Raw genomic sequence first — 20735 nt, forward strand, 5'->3', positions numbered from 1 at the left:
ACAATTTCCTCGCGTCCAGTCGAGCAAGGGATCGTCCAGCACCTATTCAGGAGCCGCACAGACCGGCCTCGCCGATCCGCTACCCGCTCCCACCCTCCAAGAACGTGACGATTGCGTCCACAATACGGCTCGCCATCAGCGTTTTCGAACCGTGCTGCAGCGCCGATTCGGTCCCGTCAGAGGCCAGCAGCCAGCCGTCGTTGCTGTCCACCTCGAACGCCCGGCCATCGCCGACGGCGTTGACGACCAGCAGGTCGCAGCCCTTGCGTTGCAGCTTTGCCCGGGCGTGAAACAGCACGTCACCATTTGCGTCACCAGTCTCGGCGGCAAAACCGACGATGGCCTGCATGTTGGGCAGCTGGCCGTGGGCGCGGGCCTGGACCGCGCCGGCCAGCACGTCCTCGTTGCGCACCAGTTCGATGGTGGGCGGCCCCTGCTCGCCTTTTTTAATCTTGGCGGTGGCAACCTGCGTGGGCCGGAAGTCGGCGACCGCCGCGGCCATCACCAGTACATTCGCGTCGGGCGCGTGTTTGGAAACCGCATCGGCAAGCTGCTGGGCGGAGCTGACATGGACCACGTTGACCCCGGCCGGGTCGATGAGCCCCGCAGTATGCCCGGCGATCAGCGTGACCTCAGCGCCGCGCTGGGCGGCGACTCGCGCCACCGCGTAGCCCTGCTTGCCCGAACTGCGGTTTCCGATGAAGCGCACCGGGTCGATCGCCTCGCGCGTGCCACCCGCGGTCACCAGCACCTTGCGGCCGGCCAAGTCGTAGGGCAGCGCGTCGCCACGCTCCAGCAGCAGGTGGGCCAGCGTGGTGATCTCCTCGGCCTCCGGCAGCCGGCCGGCCCCGCTGTCGGTGCCGGTGAGCCGCCCGGACGCGGGCTCGAGAACCACCGCACCGCGACGGCGCAAGGTGGCGACGTTGTCGACGGTGGCCGGATGCAGCCACATCTCGGTGTGCATGGCCGGGGCGAACATGATCGGACACCGCGCCGTGAGCAGGGTGCCGGTCAGCAGGTCGTCGGCGCGCCCGGCCACGGCGCGGGCAAGCAGGTCGGCGGTGGCCGGAGCCACCACGACCAGGTCGGCCTGCTGGCCGAGGCGAACGTGCGGCACTTCGGGGACGTCTTCGAAAACGCCGGTACGCACCGGCTCACCCGAAAGCGCCTCGAAGGTGGCGGCGCCGACGAAACGCAGCGCGGATTCGGTGGGGATCACCCGGACGCGGTGGCCTGCCTCGGCAAGCTGACGGACGACCGTGCAGGCCTTGTACGCCGCGATCCCTCCGGAGACGCCGACGATAACCCTTTTGGGGGTCCGGTTGCTGTCCACAGCGCGCCCGGCCCTGCCTGTTACTCGCCCTCGGTGTGTTCGAGCAGGTCGGCGTGGATCTCGCGCATCGCGATGGACAGCGGCTTCTCCTGCAGGCCGGGCTCTACCAGGGGCCCGACGTACTCGAGGATGCCTTCGCCGAGCTGGTTGTAGTAGTCATTGATCTGCCGGGCCCGCTTGGCGGCGTAGATAACCAGGGCGTACTTGCTCGAGACGCGGTCCAGCAATTCGTCGATGGGCGGGTTGGTGATGCCCAGCGGGGTGTCGTAGGCGCCCGCGCCACCTGACGACGGATCGAATTGATCGACGGCAGAAACGGCGGCCAACGACGCGTCGGACTGCGGAATAGTCACTTCAGAATTTCTCCTGGCTGCGCACAGCGGCTTAGAAGGTTTGGAGTTACGCCGGGTTCGGCGAGGTTTTCACCAGCAAGGATACCAATTCGGCGCACGCAGACTCTAATCGACTGTTCACCACGACCTCGTCGAAGTCGCCCTGGGCGGCCATTTCCACCCGTGCGGTATCCAGTCGGCGTCGAATCACCTCCGGCGTTTCGGTGCCGCGGCCCACCAGCCTGGCCTCCAGGTCCTCCCAGCTGGGCGGCGCCAGGAACACCGTGACGACCTCCGGCATGGCCTTCTTGACCGCCCTGGCGCCGGCCAGATCGACCTCGATGAGCACCGGAACCCCGGCTGCGGTGGCCTTGCGCACCGGCTCGGCCAACGTGCCCGACCGGTGCAGACCACCATGGATCTCGGCCCATTCCAGCAGCTCACCCTGGTCGATCAGCTGCTGGAACCGGGTCGGACTGACGAAGTGGTAATCGACGCCGTCGACCTCTCCGGGCCGCGGCGCTCGCGTCGTTGCTGAGACGCTGAAATGCAGGTCCGGGATCCGCTCTCGCAGACACCGGACCACTGTTGACTTGCCGACCGCGGAGGGACCGGACAACACGACCACACGTCCCGTGCCCGGTCCCCCGTCGGCGGGGGCTGGATTGCCGGCCTCCTCAGGCCTGGCGGCCTGCATCGTCGGCCGGGTGGACTAGGCGGAGCCGAACTTTTCCAGCAGGGCCTTGCGCTGCCGGTCACCGAGGCCGCGCAGGCGACGGGTCGGTGCGATCTCCAGCTCGGTCATGATTTCCTGCGCCTTGACCTTGCCCACCTTCGGCAATGCCTCGAGCAGTGCAGACACCTTCATCTTGCCCAGAACTTCGTCGCTCTCGGCGTCCTTGAGCACCTGGGTGAGGTTGGTGCCGCCACGCTTGAGCCTGTCCTTGAGCTCGGCTCGTGCTCGACGTGCGGCAGCAGCCTTCTCCAACGCGGCCGCGCGCTGCTCGTCGGTCAACTGGGGAAGGGCCACGATTCCTCCGTATCTCATCGATAACCATCGATATTTGTTTGTCTTCGGCCGGGTACTCCAGCCAGCGCAGACGACCGTACTCACGCTTCCTGACGAAATCTAACCCGACCCCCCGGTTTGGGGGACATTTGTCCAGCATGGACCCGCCGAGAGCCCGGCTCGAGCCACCTGTTCACGGCCGTCCAGGCAGCGCTGACACCGGCCCGACGGGCCGTCCAACCAAAGCCGTGATGTCCAGCTTCGGGCCGCCGATATGGCTTTCTAGCTGCGGTTTTTCGGTTAGTCGTCCGATCGGCGGGCTGCGGCGCCGAAATGGCCCTGGCCGCTTGCGGCGGACATCGGCGGCCCGCAGCGCACCGGATCACGATTTTCCTGGCACGTCGCGCGTGTCGCGCCCGGCTTCGCACGTGCCGGTTACGCAGCTAGGATCCAGCCCGTGCCGAATCTGCGGATCCGTCAGGCGGCTGAGCTGCTGGGGGTCAGCGACGACACCGTTCGCCGATGGATCCAGCAAGGCGCGTTGCCGGTCACCCACGACTCGTCGGGTCGCAAGGTCATCGACAGCGAACTGCTGGCCGAGTTCTCCCGCAACAACGCCCCGGCTCCCCCGCCGGATCCGCTGGGGGTGGCCCGCTCGGCCCGCAACCGCTTCGTCGGGTTGGTCACCCGGGTGATCAGCGACAAGGTGATGACCCAGGTGGAGATGCAGTGCGGCCCCTTCACCGTGGTGTCGCTGATGAGCACCGACGCGGCCGAGGAATTGAAACTACAGCCCGGCAGCGTCGCCGTGGCCGTCGTCAAGGCCACCACCGTGATCGTCGAAACCGCCGGCGACTACGCCGACTGAAGGTAGGCAACGGCGTCGCGCATCCGTTCGCTCGCCGCACGCAGTTCGGCCACGCTCGGGCCGGCCCGCAACACTTCGCGCGACACCGCGGGCAACAACAGGTCCGCTGGCGCCCCGCCCAGGCCGGCCAGCTGGTCGGGCCGTCCACCCTGCACGCCCAGCCCGGGCACCAGAACCGGTCCGCTCAGGGCGCTCAGATCCGGCGACTTGAAAACCGTCGCACCCACCACCACGCCGACCGAACCGGGCTCTTGCGGTGCCGACCCATTGATGGCCGCGACGTGGTCGACGATCAGCTGGGCCACCGTGCGGCCGTCGGCGTCGGCGCCCTGCACGGTCATTCCCTCCGGGTTAGAGGTCGCTGCCAGCACGAACACCCCGCGATCGCGCGCTGCGGCCAGTTCCAGCAGCGGTCGCAGCGAACCGAACCCCAGATACGGCGATGCGGTCACGGCGTCGGCGGCCAGCGGCGAGTCGCCCGCCCAGGCGTTGGCATAGGCGGCCATCGTCGACCCGATGTCGCCACGCTTGGCGTCGGCCAGCACCAGCACGCCGTTGTCACGCAGGGCCGCGATAGTGCGCTCCAGCACCGCGAATCCGGCCGCTCCGTACGCCTCGAAAAAGGCCACCTGCGGTTTGACCACCGCGAAGCCGGCGTACGCCTCGACGCAGACATCGCAGAAAGCGGCCAACCCGTCGGCAGTGGCCGGCAGGTCCCAGGCCCGCAGCAGTTCGGGATGCGGATCGATGCCCAGACACAGCGGCCCCCGAGATGTCTTCGCCTCGGCCAGCCGCACGCCGAAGCTGCTCACCGTTGCGCACTCCGGGAATCGATGGCGCGGTGCAGTTCCTGTAGCGAGCGCACCCCGATGTCGCCGCGGATTCCCGCCTCGATGCCCTGCACGGCAGCCGAGGCGCCCTGCACGGTCGTGACGCAGGGAATGTTGACCAATACCGCGGCCGAACGGATCTCGTAGCCGTCGACGCGCGGCCCGGAATTGCCGTACGGGGTGTTGATCACCATGTCGACCTCGCCGGCGCGGATCGCGTCCACCGCGGACATCGCCGGACGGCCCTGCTGGGGGGACTCGAAATGCTTGCGCACCTCGTCGCACGGAATTCCGTTGCGGCGCAGCATTTCTGCGGTCCCTTCGGTGGCCAGCACCCGGAAGCCCAGATCTGCCAGCCGCTTAACCGGGAACACCAGCGATCGCTTGTCCCGGTTGGCGACCGACACGAACACGGTGCCGCGCGCCGGCAGCGACCCGTATGCGGCGGTCTGGCTCTTGGCGAAGGCACTGCCGAAATCCCGGTCGATGCCCATGACTTCGCCGGTCGATTTCATCTCCGGACCGAGCAGCGAGTCGATGGCAGCCCCGTCGGCGCGGCGGAACCGGTGGAAGGGCAACACCGCTTCCTTGACCGCGATCGGGGCCTGCGGCGCCGCGTCCGCCCCATCTCCGGACGCTGCCAGCATCCCTTCGGCACGAAGCTGAGAAATGGTGGTGCCCAACATGATCCGCGAACATGCCTTAGCCAGCGGGATCGCCGTTGCCTTGGAGACGAAGGGCACCGTGCGACTGGCGCGCGGGTTGGCCTCCAAGACGTAGAGCACGTCGTCCTTGAGCGCGTACTGCACATTGAGCAGACCCACCACGCCGATGCCGTGCGCGATCGCCTCGGTGGCCTTGCGCACCTTCTCGATGTCGCTGCGGCCCAAGGTAACCGGCGGCAGGGCGCAGGCCGAGTCGCCGGAATGGATGCCGGCCTCCTCGATGTGCTCCATGATCCCGCCGATGTAGACCTCGGCGCCGTCGCACAGCGCGTCCACGTCGATTTCGACCGCGTCTTCGAGGAAACGGTCGACGAGTACCGGATGCTCGGGCGAGAGCAGGGCGGCGCGGGTGATGTAGCCCTTCAGCGTCTCCTCGTCGTAGACGATTTCCATGCCCCGGCCGCCTAGAACGTACGACGGCCGCACCAGAACCGGATAGCCGATCTCGTCGGCGATTCGTCGCGCTTGCGCGAAAGTGGTTGCGGTGCCGTACTTCGGGGCCGGCAGGCCGGCGTTGTTCAGCAGGTCGCCGAAGGCGCCGCGATCCTCGGCCAGATCGATCGCCTCGGGCGGGGTGCCGACGATCGGAACCCCGGCGTCGGCCAGGCGTTGCGCCAGGCCCAGCGGCGTCTGGCCGCCCAGCTGCACGATGACCCCGACGACACCGGGACCACCGGCCGCGGACTCGGCTTCGGCCCGGTAGACCTCGAGGACGTCTTCGAACGTCAGCGGCTCGAAGTAGAGCCGGTCGGCGGTGTCGTAGTCGGTGGACACCGTCTCCGGGTTGCAGTTGACCATTACGGTCTCAAAACCGGCTTTCGACAAGGTGGTTGCGGCATGCACACAGCTGTAGTCGAATTCGATGCCCTGACCGATCCGGTTGGGTCCGGAGCCCAGGATCAACACCTTCGGCTTCTCGGTCTGCGGAGCCACCTCGGTCTCGGCGGCCGGGTCGAGTTCGTAGCTGCTGTAGTGATACGGCGTCTTTGCTTCGAATTCGGCCGCGCAGGTGTCCACCGTCTTGTACACCGGGCGGATGCCGAGGCGCTCGCGCAGCGAGCGCACACCGGCTTCGCCGGCCAGTTCCGGTCGCAGCGCGGCGATCTGGCGGTCGGACAGGCCACTGTTCTTGGCCTGCCGCAGCAGGTCCGCGTCCAGCACGGGCGCGTCGACGAGTTCGGAGCGCAGCTCGATCAGCTCGTTGATCTGCGCGACGAACCAGGGGTCGACACCACTGGCCTCGGCGACCTGTTCCACCGGGGCGCCCTGCCGCAGCGCCAGCTCGATGTCGTAGAGCCGGCCTTCGGTGGGGGTCCGCAGCCGGGCGAGGGTGTCTTCGACACCGCCGTCCGGATCGGCGGCCGTCCAGAACCCGGCGCGGGTGGTCTCCAGCGATCGCATCACTTTGCCGAGGGATTCGATGAAGTTGCGGCCCAACGACATTGCCTCGCCGACGGACTTCATCGTGGTGGTCAGGGTCGGGTCGGCGCCGGGGAATTTCTCGAACGCGAACCGTGGCGCCTTGACCACTACGTAGTCCAGGGTGGGCTCGAAACAGGCCGGCGTCTCCTTGGTGATGTCGTTGAGGATTTCGTCCAGGGTGTACCCGACGGCCAGCTTGGCGGCGATCTTGGCGATCGGGAAGCCGGTGGCCTTGGACGCCAGCGCGCTGGACCGCGACACCCGCGGGTTCATCTCGATGACGATCAGCCGGCCGTCTTTCGGGTTGACGGCGAACTGGATGTTGCAGCCGCCGGTATCCACCCCGACCTCGCGTAGGATCGCGATGCCCAGGTCCCGCATCCGCTGGTATTCCCGGTCGGTCAGCGTCATAGCCGGTGCCACGGTGACCGAGTCGCCGGTGTGCACGCCCATCGGGTCGAAATTCTCGATCGAGCACACCACCACGACGTTGTCGTTGCCGTCGCGCATCAGCTCGAGCTCGAATTCCTTCCAGCCGTAGATCGATTCCTCGATCAGCACGTTGGCGCTGGGGCTGGCCGCCAGCCCGGCGCCGGCCATGCGGTCCACCTCTTCGGCGGACTGCGCCATGCCCGAACCGAGGCCGCCCATGGTGAAGCTCGGTCGCACCACCACCGGCAGGCCGACTTCCTTCACCGTCTCGCGAACCTCGTCCATGGTGAAACACACACGGCTGCGGGCGGATTCGCCGCCGACCTTGGCGACGATGTCTTTGAACCGCTGCCGGTCCTCACCACGCTGGATGGCCTCGAAATCGGCGCCGATGAGCTCCACGCCGTATTTCTCCAGGGTGCCGTTCTCGTACAGCGCGACGGCGGTGTTGAGTGCGGTCTGACCGCCCAAGGTGGCCAGCAGGGCGTCGATCTTGTTGCCGCGCTCTGCCTGCTGGGCGATCACCCGCTCGACGAAGGCCGGCGTGATGGGCTCGACGTAGGTGTGGTCGGCGTACTCCGGGTCGGTCATGATCGTCGCCGGATTCGAGTTGACCAGGCTGACCTGTAGCCCCTCGGCGCGCAGCACCCGGCAGGCCTGGGTGCCGGAGTAGTCGAATTCGCAGGCCTGGCCGATGACGATGGGCCCCGAGCCGATCACCAGCACATGGTTGAGGTCAGTACGCCTTGGCACTAACGGCCTCCTTTCCGGGCGCGAGCGTGCGCAGTTGTACAGGTTTTACGGCGTGTGGCTGTACAGACACGCACGGTCGCGGTCATTGGTGACCTGCCATCAGCTCGACGAATTGGTCGAACAGATAGTTGGCATCGTGTGGGCCGGCCGCGGCCTCCGGGTGATACTGCACCGAAAACGCCCGCCCGTCTTTGAGTTTCACGCCCTCGACCACCCCGTCGTTGGCGCAGGTGTGGCTGACCACGGCCGGGCCGAACGGGGTGTCGAAGGACTGGCCCGCCTCCCCCTCCAGCGCGAAGCCGTGGTTCTGCGCGGTCACCGCGACCCGGCCGGTGGCGTGGTCGATGACCGGGATGTTGATCCCGCGGTGACCGAACACCATCTTGTACGTCGACAAGCCCAATGCCCGGCCCAGTATCTGATTGCCGAAACAGATTCCGAACAACGGGATTCCGGCGTTCAGCACCTCACGGGTGAGCGCGACGACATGGTCGGCCGTGGCCGGGTCGCCCGGACCATTGGACAGGAAAACCCCATCGGGTTTGAGGTCGGCGATCTGGTCGAAAGTAGCCGACGCGGGCAGGATGTGGGTGCGCATGCCGCGCTGGGCGAAGTTGCGTGGGGTGTTGGTTTTGATGCCGAGGTCCAGGGCGGCAACGACAAACCTGTGCGGGCCTTCGGGTTCGACGATGTAGACGTCGTCGGTGCTGACCTCGCCGGCGAGGTCAGCACCCAGCATCGGCTGCTGGGCGCATACCCGCTCGACGAGCTCGTCCGGCTCCGCCAGCGCAGCGCCGGAGAATACCCCCGCTTTCATCGAGCCGCGACTGCGCAGATGGCGCACCACGGCCCGGGTGTCGATGCCGGCGATCCCGACGATGTGCTGGCGCACCAGCTCGTCCTCCAGCGTGCCGGTGGCCCGCCAGTTGGAGGCGCGCGGCGACGGGTCGCGCACCGCATAGCCCGCCACCCAGATCTTGTCGCTGCGGCTCTCGGCGTCCTCGTCGTTCCAGCCGGTGTTGCCGATCTGCGGCGCCGTGGCCACCACAATCTGACGGTGATAGCTGGGGTCGGTCAGTGTCTCCTGGTAGCCGGACATGCCGGTGGAGAACACGGCTTCCCCGAGCGTCTGGCCGATCTGGCCGAACGGCTTTCCGGTGAAGACGCGGCCGTCCTCAAGTACCAGCAGAGCTTTACTCATGAGCGGCGCTCCTCCTGCAACCAGTCCGTGTAGTCGTCGCGGCTGTTGGCCCGAAACCCGGTGTCGATCTCGATGTCCGACGGCAACCGCCAGCGGATCGCCAAGATCCCGTGCCGGGCCACCACCTTGCCTGCGATGCCGCGCTCCATGCGGATCGCCGAAATCGATTCCCGCGGAATCCAAATCGGGCGGGCCCGGACGCGCTGCAACATGATCCCCTCGGGATAACTGGTCAGCACCGCCTTGCTGCGGTAGCCGAGATCCCCCGCGGTGACCCGCTCGTTCCACTCCGGCGCCAACGTGCAGCCGCAATAGATTCCGCGAGTGGTCACACTGGCCGAGCCCAGGGTTTCGGGCACATCGGGCAGGGTGCCGATGACCTCGTGCTGCCGCTGCGCCTTGCGCCGCCAGCCCCGCGTCATCAACTGGATTACCACCGCGATCACCACTACCAGCACCGCCGCGAAGATCAGCGATCCCAACAGCGTGCCGGATTTCATACCGGGCTCTTCCCGTCCCGAGCAGTGATCTTTCCGCGCAGCAGAGTGGCGGTCACCGTCGCCGGCAGCGTCATCGACTCGAATGGCGTATTGGCTGACCTGCTGGCCAGCTCGGTTCCGCTGACCGTCCACGTCGCGTCGGGGTCCACCACCGTGAGGTTGGCCGGCTCCCCCACTTCCAGCGGACGGCCCTGGTCGGGCAGGCCGACGATGCGCGCCGGGTTCTCACTCATCACCCGCGCCACATCACGCCAACTCAACAAGCCGGGCTCGACCATCGTTTGCACCACCACCGACAACGCCGTCTGCAATCCCAGCATGCCGGGCCGGGCCGCGGCGAACTCGACGCACTTCTCGTGCTCGGCGTGCGGGGCATGGTCGGTGGCCACACAGTCGATCCCCCCGTCGGCGAGCGCCTGCCGCAACGCCGTCGCGTCGGCGGCTTCGCGCAGCGGCGGGTTCACCCGATTGACCCCGTTGTAACTGGCCAGTCTGCTGTCGTCGAGCAGCAGGTGATGCGGCGTGACCTCGGCGGTGATCGAAATGCCTTGCGCCTTAGCCCATTTCAGAATCTCAACGGTACCGGCGGTGGAGGCGTGGCAGATGTGCACGCGGGCGCCGGCATCGCGCGCCAACAAGGCGTCGCGGGCGACGATGGATTCCTCGGCGGCCCTGGGCCATCCCGAAAGGCCCAGCCGTGCCGCCGTCGGACCCTCGTGCGCGACCGCGCCGACGGTGAGCCTGGGCTCCTCGGCGTGCTGGGCGACCAGCACGCCCAGTCCGGTGGCATATTCCAGCGCGCGGCGCATCACCAGCGGATCCTGCACGCAGCTGCCGTCGTCGGAGAACATCCGCACCTGGGCGGCACCGGCGTTCATCATGCCCATCTCGGTCAGCTCGACTCCCGCCAAGCCGACGGTGACCGCGCCGACCGGGTGCACGTCGACCAGGCCGACCTGCTGGCCGCGGTGCCAGACGTGGTCGGTGACCACCGGGCTGTCGGCGACCGGGTTGGTGTTGGCCATCGCAAACACCGCGGTGTAGCCACCCAAAGCCGCTGCGGCCGAACCTGTTTCGATGTCTTCGGCGTATTCGCGGCCGGGCTCGCGCAGATGAGTGTGCAGGTCGACGAAGCCGGGCAGCAGCACGTGACCGGTGGCGTCGATGACGTCGGCCGTATCGGGAATGTCGAGCCCGGGCCTGATGTCGGCGATCTGACCATCATCGGCGAGGACATCTACCCGGTCCCCTTCGCCGTACAAACGCACACCGCGGATCAGCACACTCACGCTGCCACCTCTTCCGCACCGACCAGTACATGGAACAGCACCGCCATGCGCACGTGGACGCCATTGGAAACCTGTTGCAGCACAGCCGATTGCGAGGAGTCGGCCACCGACGAGGAGATCTCCATGCCGCGTAGCATCGGCCCGGGGTGCAGCACCACGGCGTGGCCGGGCAGCAACGCCTGACGCCGAGCCGACAGCCCGTATAGCGACGAGTACTCGCGCACGGACGGGAAGAAGCCACCGTTCATCCGCTCGGCCTGGACCCGCAGCATGAGCACGGCGTCGGCCGCGGGCAGTTCGGCATCGAAGTCGTTGGACACCGTCACCGGCCAACCGTCCACCCCGACGGGCAGCAGTGTCGGCGGTGCCACCAACACCACCTCGGCGCCCAGCGTGTGCAGCAGCATCACGTTGGAACGGGCCACCCGGCTGTGCAAGACGTCGCCGACGATGACGACCCGCCGGCCCTCGATGCCGCCGAGGCGCTGCCGGATGGTCAGCGCATCCAGCAGCGCCTGCGTCGGGTGCTCGTGGGTGCCGTCACCGGCGTTGATCACCGACGGGCCGGAGTCGTCTGCGGCAAACGAGCCAGTCCAGTCGGCCAGTAGCTGGGCGGCGCCGGAGGCGGGATGGCGGATGATCAACGCGTCGGCGCCCGCGGCCCGCAACGTCAGCGCGGTGTCGCGCAGCGACTCCCCCTTGCCCACCGAGGAACCCGCGGCACTGACGTTGACCACGTCGGCGCTCATCCACTTGCCGGCAACCTCGAACGACACCCGGGTACGCGTGGAGTTCTCGTAGAACATGGTGATCACGGTGCGCCCGCGCAGCGTGGGCAGCTTCTTGATCTCGCGACCAACGAGCGCCTCGGCGAAGCGGTCGGCGTCGTCGAGGATCGCCGTGGCGTCGTCGCGGGACAGGTCGCCGGCGGCCAGCAGGTGTCTGGTCACGACGCACCTCCGCGGTCGATCATCACGGCATCGCGGCCGTCGGACTCGAGCAGCTGCACGTGCACGCTCTCGCTGCGGGAGGTGGGCACGTTCTTGCCGACATAGTCGGCGCGCACCGGCAATTCGCGATGGCCCCGGTCGACCAGCACGGCCAGCTGGATCGCCCGCGGGCGGCCCACGTCGCGCAGCGCGTCCAGGGCGGAGCGCACCGACCGGCCGGAGTAGAGCACGTCGTCGACGAGGATTACCAGCGCGTCGTCGATGCCCCCGGACGGGATCGTGGTCTCGGCCAGCGGACGCGGCGGCTTGATCATCAGGTCGTCGCGGTACAGGGTGATGTCCAGGGCGCCATGGCCCACGTCGACTCCGCTGTATTCGCCGATGTTGGTGGCCAGGCGGCTGGCCAGGATCACGCCGCGAGTCGGGATGCCCAGCAACACCACGCGCGGCGAATCGGGATTGTCCAGCGCGGTCTTTTCGATGATCTGGTGCGCCATGCGGGAAACGGTGCGACCGACGTCGGCCGCTGACATCAATTCTCGCGACTCAGCACCCATGCGAGAGCTTGACCTCCTTCTCCGCCTCTCTGGACGGATCGTTAAAGGGGGTTTGTAGAACATTCTCATGCCCTACCCGCTAGGAGGGTATCAGTCGCGTACCAGCTTGAGCCGCCTTCACCGCCGAGCTACGCCGGGGGGCTTTCTCCTTTTAGGCGAGGGCTGTAGATCCAGTGCGTTCTGGCGCTGGCAGCCCGAGAGTCTCACCCTCGCGGGAATCCCCGCCGCGCTCAGTCAAGTCGCTGCCGGTACGGTGGCGGTCGCTGACGGCCTGGATGCGGCCAGCAAATGCCTAGATTGAACCGCGCAACTGGAATGATGGCTAATGGTGATGGCTTCGCTATTCGCGGCGCTGTTCGTAGTGAATGCGTGCAACCCCCACGGCACGATGCTGGGCGCAATCAGTACCGGCGGCCTCGCCGTCTTGATGAGCTACAGCGCCTACCGTGCCTGGTTCAGCAAGCGCCGCACGAATCAGCAATAGCGGGACTCTCATGGCTAGTTCTTGGGTCGGGCTGCGAGTACAAGTAATCAACACGCTCAGCACCAAATCCGTTCGGCGGGTTGCCGTTCCGATTCTTCCTGTGATGGCCGCAGCTGAGCTGTACCTTACTTCCGGTTCGGCGGCGGTCTACTGGTGGTCGGTGCGATCTTTATGTTCGCGGCTACTCTCGACGCTGCCCGGACTACCCTGACTGCAATGACAGGTCCCAGCTCCTCCCAGCGCATTGACTTCGACGCCCTCTACCGCGGCGAAAGCCCGGGCGCAGGCCGTCCCGCGGTAGCCACTCCGCCATGGGATACCAAGGCGCCCAAGGACAGTGTCGTCAGCTGGCAAGCCAACGGCTGGGTCAGCGGTGACGTGCTGGACATCGGCTGCGGGCTGGGCGACAACGCGATCTACCTGGCGAAGAACGGACACCGGGTGACCGGTCTCGACATCTCCCCGACCGCGCTGAAAACCGCCGAACGCCGCGCCGCGGACGCCGGGGCCGAGGTGACGTTCGCGGTGGCCGACTCCACCAAGCTCGACGGCTACACCGGGGCGTTCGACACCGTGATCGACAGCGGCATGTTTCATTGCCTCGACGACGACGGCAAGCGCAGCTACGCCGCCGCGCTACACCGCGCCACCAAGCCGGGTGCCAACCTGTTGCTCAGCTGCTTCTCCGATGCCAACCCGCCCGACGAGGAGTGGCCGCGCCCGTCGGTATCCGAGCCGACCCTGCGCGAAGTGTTCGGCGGCGCCGGCTGGGACATCACGTCGCTCGAGCCCGTCACGGTGCGTCGCGAGGTGGACGGCACCGAGGTGGAGATGGCGTTCTGGAACCTGCGCGCGCAGCGTCGCAACTAGGCGCGACTAGGCGGGGTCCAGACCGCGACGGCCCTCGTGCGCCCACGCCAGTAGGTCCGGCGGGGCGAGCTGGTTGATCCGGTCGTAGTAGCGCCGGTAGACACGCTCGTCGAAGAAGTCCCGCCATTCGCCGCTGCCGCCGGCCCGGAAGAAGCGCTCGTTGCTGCGCCAGACCCCTTCGGCGGAGTCGGGTGCCAGATCGGCGGCGCGTGCCCGCATCGCGTCGAGGGTGGCGTGCTGCGCCAGCTCGGCGGCGCGGCCGCGGCTGACGTGTAAGCCGAGAACCCGTGCGAGACGCACGATTTCGGCCACCAGATCCGTCCGGTAGTCGGTGTAGTGGAACATCGCCACGTTGGGCAGCTGCCGACGGGACCAGATGGTGTGGAAGTGGTGCAAGATGTTGGCCAGTGAGCCCATGTGCCGAGCGAGCGGTGGGTGCGCCGGCCCGCCGCGGGGCCCCAGGAACGGCGGCGGCGTGCCCGGAATCTCGGGCGGCATGATGGGCCCTTCCATCCATGCCTGAAAGGCGCGAACCGGGCTGGGGTCATCCAGCCGGCCACCCCGTAGCCGCCGATCGAGGTTGGTGTCATTCATGTTGTCCCACTGGAACAATTCCGACATCGCGGCGTCGCGCGGATCGCGGCCCACCCCGATGTAGGTGACCCGCTCGTCGAGGACCAAGCCGTCCAGCGGCGTGTGGGTCTTGATGAACCGACGATGGCGCTGGGCGTCGAGGGTGGCGACGACCTCCTCGATGGGCCGCGCGGTGCGGTCGAGCCACGGCGACACCGCCGACAGCGGCCCCGGCAGCTGCGGTCCGTCGAAGACGAGCAGCGAGATCAGCCGCTGGGTCAGGGTTACGCCACACTTCGACGGCGCGGAGATGACGATGTCGCCCTCGCGCAACGCCAGCGCGTCCCAGCGCAGATTGTCGCTGATCCAGGTGCGGTACAGCGTTCGGCCGGTGGTCCCGCTGGTGGTCACCATGGCGCCCCCCGGCGGCCCTCGTGGGCCCAGCCGAGCAGCTCGGGCCCGCCGAGCTGTCCGGCGATTTCGGCCGCACGCTCGGGGTAACGCCGATGCTCGGCCTCGGTGAAGATCTCCGGCCACCGTCCGCGCCCGCCCGTCCGGAAGAACGGATCGTCTTCGCGCCGAGCGTCTTTGGGGTGCAGGCCGGGTGTGGCGCGCGGCGCGAGCTGGGCTGCCTGCGAGCGCATCGCCGCCAGCGTGGCGTGCTCGGCAAGCTCAGCGGCGCGATCGCGGCCAAGGTCCACGCCGAGTACCACGGCCAGCCGCATCAGCTCGCCGGCGAGATCGGCCTGGTAGTCGGCATAGTGGAACAGGGCCACGTTGGTCAGCTCGCGGCGGGACCAGAACGAGTCGAAGTGATGCAGGATGGTGGCCAGCGACGCGATCCCCTCGGTGGGCGTGACCGGCCCCTCCATCCAGATGCGCAGCACTTCGAGGGGACCGAACTCGCCGCCGAAGTCGCGGCGAATGGGCGGCCATGGTTCGCCCCCGGGTCCGGCGGCCTCGCGCAGGGCGCGCATCCGGTCGTGCTCGGCCAGCATCGACATCGCCGCGTCGCGCGGATCGCGGCCCACCCCGATGTAAGTGACGCGGTCGTCGCGCGGCAGACCGTCCAGCGGCGTGTGGGTTTTGATGAACCGTCGGTGCCGCTGGGCACCGAGTGCGGCGACGACGTGCTCGACCGGCTGAGCCGTCAGGTCCAGCCACGGCGACACCAGATGCAACGGCCCCGGCAATTGCGGCCCGTCGAATACCAGCAGCGACACCAGCCGCTGCGTCCAGGTGGTGCCGCATTTGGGCGGGGCGGAGATAACGATGTCGCCGTCGCGCAATTGCAAAGCGTCCCAACGCAGGTTGTCGCTCATCCAGGAGCGGTACAGAACCCGGCCTTTGTCGGTAAGCGAAGACACGATGACTCCTGTTCAGCGGCAGATGATGTCGAACAGCATGCCCTCGATAGTGACGCCCGGCGCGAACGCGAACGCCACGCCCGTGCGGATGGGCTTGGTGAGAGCCGAATCCGCCTGCTGCACCATCAATTCCAGTACAAACACCAGCGACACACTCAGCATGTTGCCGAACCGGGCCAGTACCTCCCAGCTGGGTGCGGCCAGTTGCGCGGGAATGGCCAGCGAGCGCGCCGATTCCTCGATGATCTTGGGTCCGCCCGGATGGATCGCCCACAGATCGATGTCGGATGTGGCTAAACCGTTGTCCCGCAACATCTCTGCGATCACCGGTTCGACACCGGCATAAATGTAGTTCGGCAGATTCTCGGAGAGCTCGCAGGTGATGCCGTTGTGGTTGACGCCCAGCACGATGCCGTCTTCGGCGTCGTCGAGCAGCTGGCTGAAACTGCTGCGGATCACCACCTTGCCGGGTTCGAGTTTCTCGTGGACCTGGCTGGCGCCGATCACCACCGCCGCGCAGCCGTCGCCGAACAGACTGTGGATCACCACGTCGTTGATGTCGTCGGCGAAAACGGCGTTCACCGAACATAATTCGAGGCACACCACCAGAGCCTTCATGGCCGGGTGGGAACGCACGTAGTTGGTGGCCGTTCGGATGGCGTTCATGGCGGCCGCGCATCCCATGAAGTTGACCACGACCCGCGATATCGACCGGGACAGCCCCAGCTGCTTGACGATCGCGGCATCCACGCCCGGAGCGATGAATCCGGTGCTGGTGACGAACACCAGCATCCCGATCTCGTCGACCCGGTGCTCAACCCCGGCCAGGGCACGACCGCTCACCTCGACCGCCAGCGGAACCGCATGGCGATAGAACAGCTCCATCCGCTCCCGGATGGTGGCCGGTTGCCGACGGAATGCGTCGAAGCCGGCGTCGAGCGGGTCGACCGCCATCCGGCGGGTGTCGATCATCGTCTTCTGATAAATCCGGGAAATTCGTTCGTGCTGTTCGGGATTGGTGAAACACCCGGCTACCCGGACGGCGGCGTCGGACTGCTTGACCGCCTGGGGCGGCGTACCGGTCGCGATGCTTTCGATCACCGCGATCGTGGTCGGCGGTGCGGGCGGCAGCTGGGCCAGGTCGAGGAGAGGGTCGACTCGCGGGACGCCGCCTTCGGCTGTGGTGCTCATACCGACCCGATTCCGGCAAAACCGGAAACCACGTAGCCGGCGCTGGCTTTGACGGCCGCGGGCGACAAATGCTCGCGGATGAAGCCCCACTTCAGCTCTTCGGCCTGGCGGGAGGGCGCCAACAGGTAGGTCCGGCACAGCTTGGGCAGCCGGTCGGTGAGGAAACTCTTCGCCGGAAGCCATTCGACACCGAACTTCGCCGCTTCTTCGCGCAACACGTCCTCGGTGACGATGTTGGCGAAACCGCTGCGCTGGAACGGCAGCACGTGATGGACCCGGTGCGAACTCAGGCCCGCGGACAAGAAGCAGTCGACGTAGCGGTTCCCGACGACGGTCAGGTCGTTGGCGTGCTCGACCTGGTCTACCGCCCAGTCTTGGGTAAGCGCCAAATCGTCGTCGTCCTCGAACTCGTGGCTGGCCACCACCAGGAACGTGCTGACCCACAGTGTCACGACGAATTGCAGTGCCCAGGCCCAGAAGTCGCCGGCAAGCGCGAAGGCGACCATTTCACCGAGCAGCAGCAGGCGCACCCCGGAAGACCCGAGGAAATGCGGCAACGCGTTGCGCCAACTTCCGTAGCCCTGTTCGACGCCCACCTTGCGCGTCATGTTCCACACGTCGGCGAGGCGGATCGTCATGCCGGTCAACAGATGGCCGAACTTGTGCAGGGTATGGACGGGAATCCGATACAGCCGCGGCAGCCGCATCATCATCGTGAACACGTTCTTCTTGATGTCCACGTCGCTTTGGGTATACGGGTGGTGCAGCAGGGTGTGTCCATCGGCGACCACCAGGGCCAGCGCGATGTAGTTCAGGTCGAAGGCGTTGGCGAACGCCCGGTTGAGGCCACGCTGCGCGCGATGCAATGCGTAATGGCCGTACCCGACCAGCGAGCTGCGCAACAGCACCATCGCAATCACGAAGGCCCACAACGGCATCCAGCGCGGTTCGGCCAACCGCACGCCCTGAACCGCGAAATAAGCGAGGGCAAGCAGCACGACCACGATGTTGAACAGCCGGTCCATCCGCTTGATTCGCGCGGCCAATGCGGGTTCTGCCAGCCGCGCCTTGACCCGGTGCATCAGGTCGTTGTTGTCGTCGAAGGCGTACTGCGGGGTGTCCCGCCAACTGTTGAAGCCGTCTTTGAAAAGGAACGGCGGCGCATTGTGTTTCGGATGAATGTCGCGGGGAGTCGCGTCGCGGCCCAGCGCATACCGCTGCTGCAGAATCCGCTCAACCTTGGCGGGGTCCTTGTGATACGACTGGATGATTGCGGTGATGTCACGGTTCTTGGTTCGCCCGATGAAGAAGGCGCCGCCGGGATGCTTTGCGATCCAATCACTTAGGTCGTAGGCACGCCCTTTGTAGACCCACACGTCCGACAGCACGGGCGGCCTGCCCGGGGGCGGTCCAGGGCGCGGGCCTGCCAAGGGTAGGCCACGCTCCTGAACTTCAGGGAGGTCGTTAGGCATTCGTGTTTCCTCCAGGTCTGATCGGCTGCACCGATGTTGGGGCCACGGCCTTGGAGAATTCTCAAAGGATTTTCGGCGAGAACCGGCCCGCAGACCAGCGGCCTTGCGGGCCGGTTCTCAATCCGCTTCGCACGCTTGCGCGTTGCGATACCTACTAGGGCGTCGGGTTCGGGATCGTCACCGGCGCACCCCAATTCGACAGGGTGATCGTGACGTGGCCCTGGTCCTTGTCGAGGACCATCCGCACCAGATAGGGCTGGGTGGGCGTGGAGCCCCCGGCCTTCACGTCAGCGACGTACAAGGTGATCGGGAGCGTTCCCCCGCCCTTGCCGATCTGCGGCACCAGGGGATCGACCACTGCGGCGTCTATGGTCCCGGTCACTTTCACCGTCGCCACGCCGTCGATCGTTTCGTTGCCGGCAGCTTGCGGATTCTGGACTTTGCCGATGACGGCCCCCAAGCCCTTGTCCCGATCCAGGACCACACCCGGGTCGTAGATCTTCACCGCGGGCCCCACCGAGGTGTAAGCGCCGGACTCGTTCTTGGTGTACATGGTCTTGTTGGTGACCAGGAACTGCTTGGAGACCGCCGGGGTCTGTGGCTGCAACCTGATCATGGCATCGCCGACGGCCTGGCCATTGCCCTCGGGCTGGTTGGTGACGTCGGCGTTGACACTCTCCATCGGGAGCGTGGTGATGTTGGTGGTCTGCAGATTGACGTGAATGGAATGCAGACCCTTGGTCGCCTTCGAGCTGTCCTGCAGGGTCTGTGCGGCCTGCCCCGACGGCGCACCCGAGGTCGCCGATGTCGAGCTCGCCGCCGAGGTACCCGAGCTCCCCGGCTGCGAAGTCCCGGAAGTTCCAGTTGTCGACTTCTGTCCGCAACCTGAAATGACCGTTGCGATAAGTGCCGCCGCAAACACGATCGCGACGGCTCCCCTGGTCTGAGTTCGGTGTGAAATGCGTCCGTGGGAGGTTTGCGCTTGTGAGATCAAGCCATTCATGGCCAGCCTTTGCTGAGTTATCCAACCGGAGGTAGAGGCAGCCGGGCGCCGCCCGCATCGTCGGCATGGACGGAACCGGGTAGCCACCGCCCATCCATGGTCGCGAGTCTCGGTGACTACACACCCGCACCCTGGTTCACCAGCAACGAACACCGCTAACTGCATGCCGTTGCTGCCACAGCATGTTCCCCAGATCACATTCGCCGGAGAGCGAGACAGTAGCACGCGGCCGGTGCCCGAGAAAGCGTTTCTTGCAGCCAGCTAACCTGAACCGGGTGAATCGCAGGGTTAGTCTGCAGGGCAACCAGACATCAATTCGCGAGGTGTGCGACGCCGGCCTGCTCGCGGGCGCCCTGACGGTGGTCTGGCAGCGCGGAGAAATCCTGCAGATCAACGAGATCGGGTACCGCGATGTCGAGGCGGGTATGCCGATGACACGCGACACCATCTTCCGGATCGCCTCGATGACCAAGCCGGTCACGGTCGCGGCCGCGATGAGCCTGGTCGACGAGGGCAAGCTGGCGCTGCATGATCCGATCGCACGCTGGGTCCCCGAGCTGGCCGAGGCGCCGGTGCTCAACGACCCGCACGGCCCGCTGGACCGCACCCACCCGTTGCGGCGCGCGATCCTGCTCGAGGATTTGCTCACCCACACCAGCGGACTGGCCTACGGCTTTTCGGTGTCCGGGCCCATCTCGCAGGCATACATGCGGCTGCCGTTCGACGACGGCTCAGACGTGTGGCTCGCCGAGCTTGCCGCCCTGCCGCTGGTGCACCAGCCCGGCGATCGGGTGACCTACAGTCACGCCATCGACGTGCTGGGGATCATCCTGTCCCGCGTCGAAGGCAAACCGTTCCACCAGGTTCTCGACGAGCGGGTGCTGGGTCCGGCGGGGATGGTCGACACCGCATTCTTTGTGCGGCCCGAGGCGCGCGCCCGTGCCGCGACCATGTACCGGCACGACGAGCAGGACCGGTTGCGCCACGACGTGATGGGGCCACCGCACGTCAAGCCGCCGGCATTCTGCAATGCCGGCGGCGGCCTGTGGTCGACGGCCGACGACTATCTGCGATTCGTGCGCATGCTGCTCGGCGACGGGTCAGTCGACGGTGTTCAGGTCTTGTCGCCGGAGTCGGTTCGGTTGATGCGCACCGACCGGCTGACCGACGAACACAAGCGGCACGACTTTCTTGGATCGCCGTTCTGGGTTGGCCGCGGGTTCGGCCTGAACCTGTCGGTGGTCACCGACCCGACGAAATCGGCCCCGCTGTTCGGCCCCGGCGGTGTCGGGACGTTCAGCTGGCCGGGGGCGTATGGGACGTGGTGGCAGGCCGATCCGTCCGCCGACCTGATCCTGCTGTATCTGATTCAGTTCTGTCCGGACCTGTCAGTGAATGCGGCCGAGGCGGTCGCCGGCAACCCGGCGCTGGCGAAACTGCGGACCGCACAGCCGCGGTTCGTCCGCAACACCTATCGCGCGCTCGGGTTGCTGTGACCACGCCTAGGTGCGCAGACGAGTGTCGGCGGGCTCCCCACCGGTTGGGGAATCCCGCCGACAGCACTTAGCACTGAC

Annotated in this window: 20 protein-coding genes; 4 read left to right on the forward strand and 16 right to left on the reverse strand. The window is 66.9% G+C overall.

The window, feature by feature from the left end; genetic code table 11:
• Positions 1-79: 79 nt before the first annotated feature.
• The 4 genes from coaBC to mihF are packed head-to-tail and all read right to left on the reverse strand — an operon-like array spanning position 80 to position 2695.
• Positions 80-1333 (reverse strand): bifunctional phosphopantothenoylcysteine decarboxylase/phosphopantothenate--cysteine ligase CoaBC, encoded by a 1254-nt coding sequence (coaBC, locus tag BST12_RS15445; protein WP_083113999.1) that lies wholly within the window; start codon positions 1331-1333, stop codon positions 80-82.
• Between the two features lie 20 nt (positions 1334-1353).
• Positions 1354-1686, reverse strand: coding sequence for a DNA-directed RNA polymerase subunit omega (gene rpoZ, locus BST12_RS15450; protein ID WP_083114000.1), 333 nt, complete (start codon positions 1684-1686; stop codon positions 1354-1356).
• Between the two features lie 46 nt (positions 1687-1732).
• A complete protein-coding gene (gene gmk / locus BST12_RS15455; protein ID WP_083114001.1) occupies positions 1733-2362 on the reverse strand; it encodes a guanylate kinase in 630 nt (209 codons plus the stop codon).
• A gap of 15 nt (positions 2363-2377) precedes the next feature.
• Entirely contained in the window at positions 2378-2695 is a 318-nt protein-coding gene (gene mihF / locus BST12_RS15460; RefSeq protein WP_003407240.1) for an integration host factor, actinobacterial type, read from the reverse strand.
• A 436-nt stretch (positions 2696-3131) separates the two neighbouring features.
• Here mihF and BST12_RS15465 point away from each other — a divergent pair, with 436 nt between their 5' ends.
• Positions 3132-3542, forward strand: a complete 411-nt coding sequence (locus BST12_RS15465; protein WP_083114002.1) for a TOBE domain-containing protein — start codon at positions 3132-3134, stop codon at positions 3540-3542.
• Here the strand turns inward: BST12_RS15465 and pyrF are convergent.
• The 7 genes from pyrF to pyrR all read right to left on the reverse strand — a co-directional run bounded on the left by pyrF (position 3530) and on the right by pyrR (position 12201).
• The gene (pyrF, locus tag BST12_RS15470) at positions 3530-4354 is read right to left on the reverse strand and encodes an orotidine-5'-phosphate decarboxylase (protein WP_083114003.1); all 825 of its coding nucleotides are present in this window, start codon (positions 4352-4354) and stop codon (positions 3530-3532) included. The two genes, BST12_RS15465 and pyrF, sit on opposite strands and share 13 nt — an antisense overlap.
• Positions 4351-7704 (reverse strand): carbamoyl-phosphate synthase large subunit, encoded by a 3354-nt coding sequence (carB, locus tag BST12_RS15475; RefSeq protein ID WP_083114004.1) that lies wholly within the window; start codon positions 7702-7704, stop codon positions 4351-4353. Before carB ends, pyrF begins: the two co-directional genes overlap by 4 nt.
• Positions 7705-7786: 82 nt before the next feature.
• Positions 7787-8905 (reverse strand): glutamine-hydrolyzing carbamoyl-phosphate synthase small subunit, encoded by a 1119-nt coding sequence (gene carA, locus BST12_RS15480; protein ID WP_083114005.1) that lies wholly within the window; start codon positions 8903-8905, stop codon positions 7787-7789.
• A complete protein-coding gene (locus BST12_RS15485) occupies positions 8902-9405 on the reverse strand; it encodes a PH-like domain-containing protein (protein ID WP_083114006.1) in 504 nt (167 codons plus the stop codon). Before BST12_RS15485 ends, carA begins: the two co-directional genes overlap by 4 nt.
• On the reverse strand, positions 9402-10694 hold the full coding sequence (locus BST12_RS15490) for a dihydroorotase (protein ID WP_083114007.1): 1293 nt from the start codon (positions 10692-10694) through the stop codon (positions 9402-9404). Before BST12_RS15490 ends, BST12_RS15485 begins: the two co-directional genes overlap by 4 nt.
• Entirely contained in the window at positions 10691-11644 is a 954-nt protein-coding gene (locus BST12_RS15495) for an aspartate carbamoyltransferase catalytic subunit (protein ID WP_083114008.1), read from the reverse strand. Before BST12_RS15495 ends, BST12_RS15490 begins: the two co-directional genes overlap by 4 nt.
• Entirely contained in the window at positions 11641-12201 is a 561-nt protein-coding gene (pyrR, locus tag BST12_RS15500) for a bifunctional pyr operon transcriptional regulator/uracil phosphoribosyltransferase PyrR (RefSeq protein WP_083114009.1), read from the reverse strand. Before pyrR ends, BST12_RS15495 begins: the two co-directional genes overlap by 4 nt.
• Before the next feature lie 325 nt (positions 12202-12526).
• Between pyrR and BST12_RS32015 the strand changes: the two genes are divergently transcribed.
• Positions 12527-12685: a hypothetical protein gene (locus BST12_RS32015; RefSeq protein WP_170062132.1), complete on the forward strand. Its 159-nt coding sequence runs from the start codon at positions 12527-12529 to the stop codon at positions 12683-12685.
• Positions 12686-12901: 216 nt separating this feature from the next.
• Positions 12902-13555, forward strand: coding sequence for a class I SAM-dependent methyltransferase (locus tag BST12_RS15510; RefSeq protein WP_083114029.1), 654 nt, complete (start codon positions 12902-12904; stop codon positions 13553-13555).
• Positions 13556-13561: 6 nt separating this feature from the next.
• Here the strand turns inward: BST12_RS15510 and BST12_RS15515 are convergent, their stop codons facing one another.
• The 5 genes from BST12_RS15515 to BST12_RS15535 form a co-directional block, all read right to left on the reverse strand.
• Positions 13562-14542 (reverse strand): sulfotransferase domain-containing protein, encoded by a 981-nt coding sequence (locus BST12_RS15515; protein ID WP_083114011.1) that lies wholly within the window; start codon positions 14540-14542, stop codon positions 13562-13564.
• The gene (locus BST12_RS15520; protein ID WP_139801707.1) at positions 14536-15450 is read right to left on the reverse strand and encodes a sulfotransferase domain-containing protein; all 915 of its coding nucleotides are present in this window, start codon (positions 15448-15450) and stop codon (positions 14536-14538) included. Before BST12_RS15520 ends, BST12_RS15515 begins: the two co-directional genes overlap by 7 nt.
• Before the next feature lie 57 nt (positions 15451-15507).
• Positions 15508-16686 (reverse strand): type III polyketide synthase, encoded by a 1179-nt coding sequence (locus BST12_RS15525; RefSeq protein WP_083114013.1) that lies wholly within the window; start codon positions 16684-16686, stop codon positions 15508-15510.
• Positions 16683-18158: a fatty acid desaturase gene (locus tag BST12_RS15530; RefSeq protein WP_139801703.1), complete on the reverse strand. Its 1476-nt coding sequence runs from the start codon at positions 18156-18158 to the stop codon at positions 16683-16685. Before BST12_RS15530 ends, BST12_RS15525 begins: the two co-directional genes overlap by 4 nt.
• 154 nt (positions 18159-18312) lie before the next feature.
• Positions 18313-19161 (reverse strand): LppX_LprAFG lipoprotein, encoded by an 849-nt coding sequence (locus BST12_RS15535; RefSeq protein WP_083114014.1) that lies wholly within the window; start codon positions 19159-19161, stop codon positions 18313-18315.
• A gap of 275 nt (positions 19162-19436) precedes the next feature.
• On the opposite strand from BST12_RS15535, the gene BST12_RS15540 reads away from it, so the two are divergent.
• A complete protein-coding gene (locus BST12_RS15540) occupies positions 19437-20657 on the forward strand; it encodes a serine hydrolase domain-containing protein (protein WP_245850331.1) in 1221 nt (406 codons plus the stop codon).
• The last annotated feature ends 78 nt before the right edge of the window (positions 20658-20735 follow it).

This window comes from Mycobacterium angelicum (genome assembly GCF_002086155.1).
Classification (GTDB): Bacteria; Actinomycetota; Actinomycetes; order Mycobacteriales; family Mycobacteriaceae; genus Mycobacterium; species Mycobacterium angelicum.

Coding starts and splice junctions, on each gene's coding strand:
- gmk (WP_083114001.1), bottom strand. CDS start 2,362: ATGCAGGCCGCCAGGCCTGAGGAGGCCGGCAATCCAGCCCCCGCCGAC.
- carA (WP_083114005.1), bottom strand. CDS start 8,905: ATGAGTAAAGCTCTGCTGGTACTTGAGGACGGCCGCGTCTTCACCGGA.
- BST12_RS15485 (WP_083114006.1), bottom strand. CDS start 9,405: ATGAAATCCGGCACGCTGTTGGGATCGCTGATCTTCGCGGCGGTGCTG.
- pyrR (WP_083114009.1), bottom strand. CDS start 12,201: ATGGGTGCTGAGTCGCGAGAATTGATGTCAGCGGCCGACGTCGGTCGC.
- BST12_RS32015 (WP_170062132.1), top strand. CDS start 12,527: ATGGTGATGGCTTCGCTATTCGCGGCGCTGTTCGTAGTGAATGCGTGC.
- BST12_RS15510 (WP_083114029.1), top strand. CDS start 12,902: ATGACAGGTCCCAGCTCCTCCCAGCGCATTGACTTCGACGCCCTCTAC.
- BST12_RS15515 (WP_083114011.1), bottom strand. CDS start 14,542: ATGGTGACCACCAGCGGGACCACCGGCCGAACGCTGTACCGCACCTGG.
- BST12_RS15520 (WP_139801707.1), bottom strand. CDS start 15,450: ATGAGCGACAACCTGCGTTGGGACGCTTTGCAATTGCGCGACGGCGAC.
- BST12_RS15525 (WP_083114013.1), bottom strand. CDS start 16,686: ATGAGCACCACAGCCGAAGGCGGCGTCCCGCGAGTCGACCCTCTCCTC.
- BST12_RS15530 (WP_139801703.1), bottom strand. CDS start 18,158: ATGCCTAACGACCTCCCTGAAGTTCAGGAGCGTGGCCTACCCTTGGCA.
- BST12_RS15535 (WP_083114014.1), bottom strand. CDS start 19,161: ATGAATGGCTTGATCTCACAAGCGCAAACCTCCCACGGACGCATTTCA.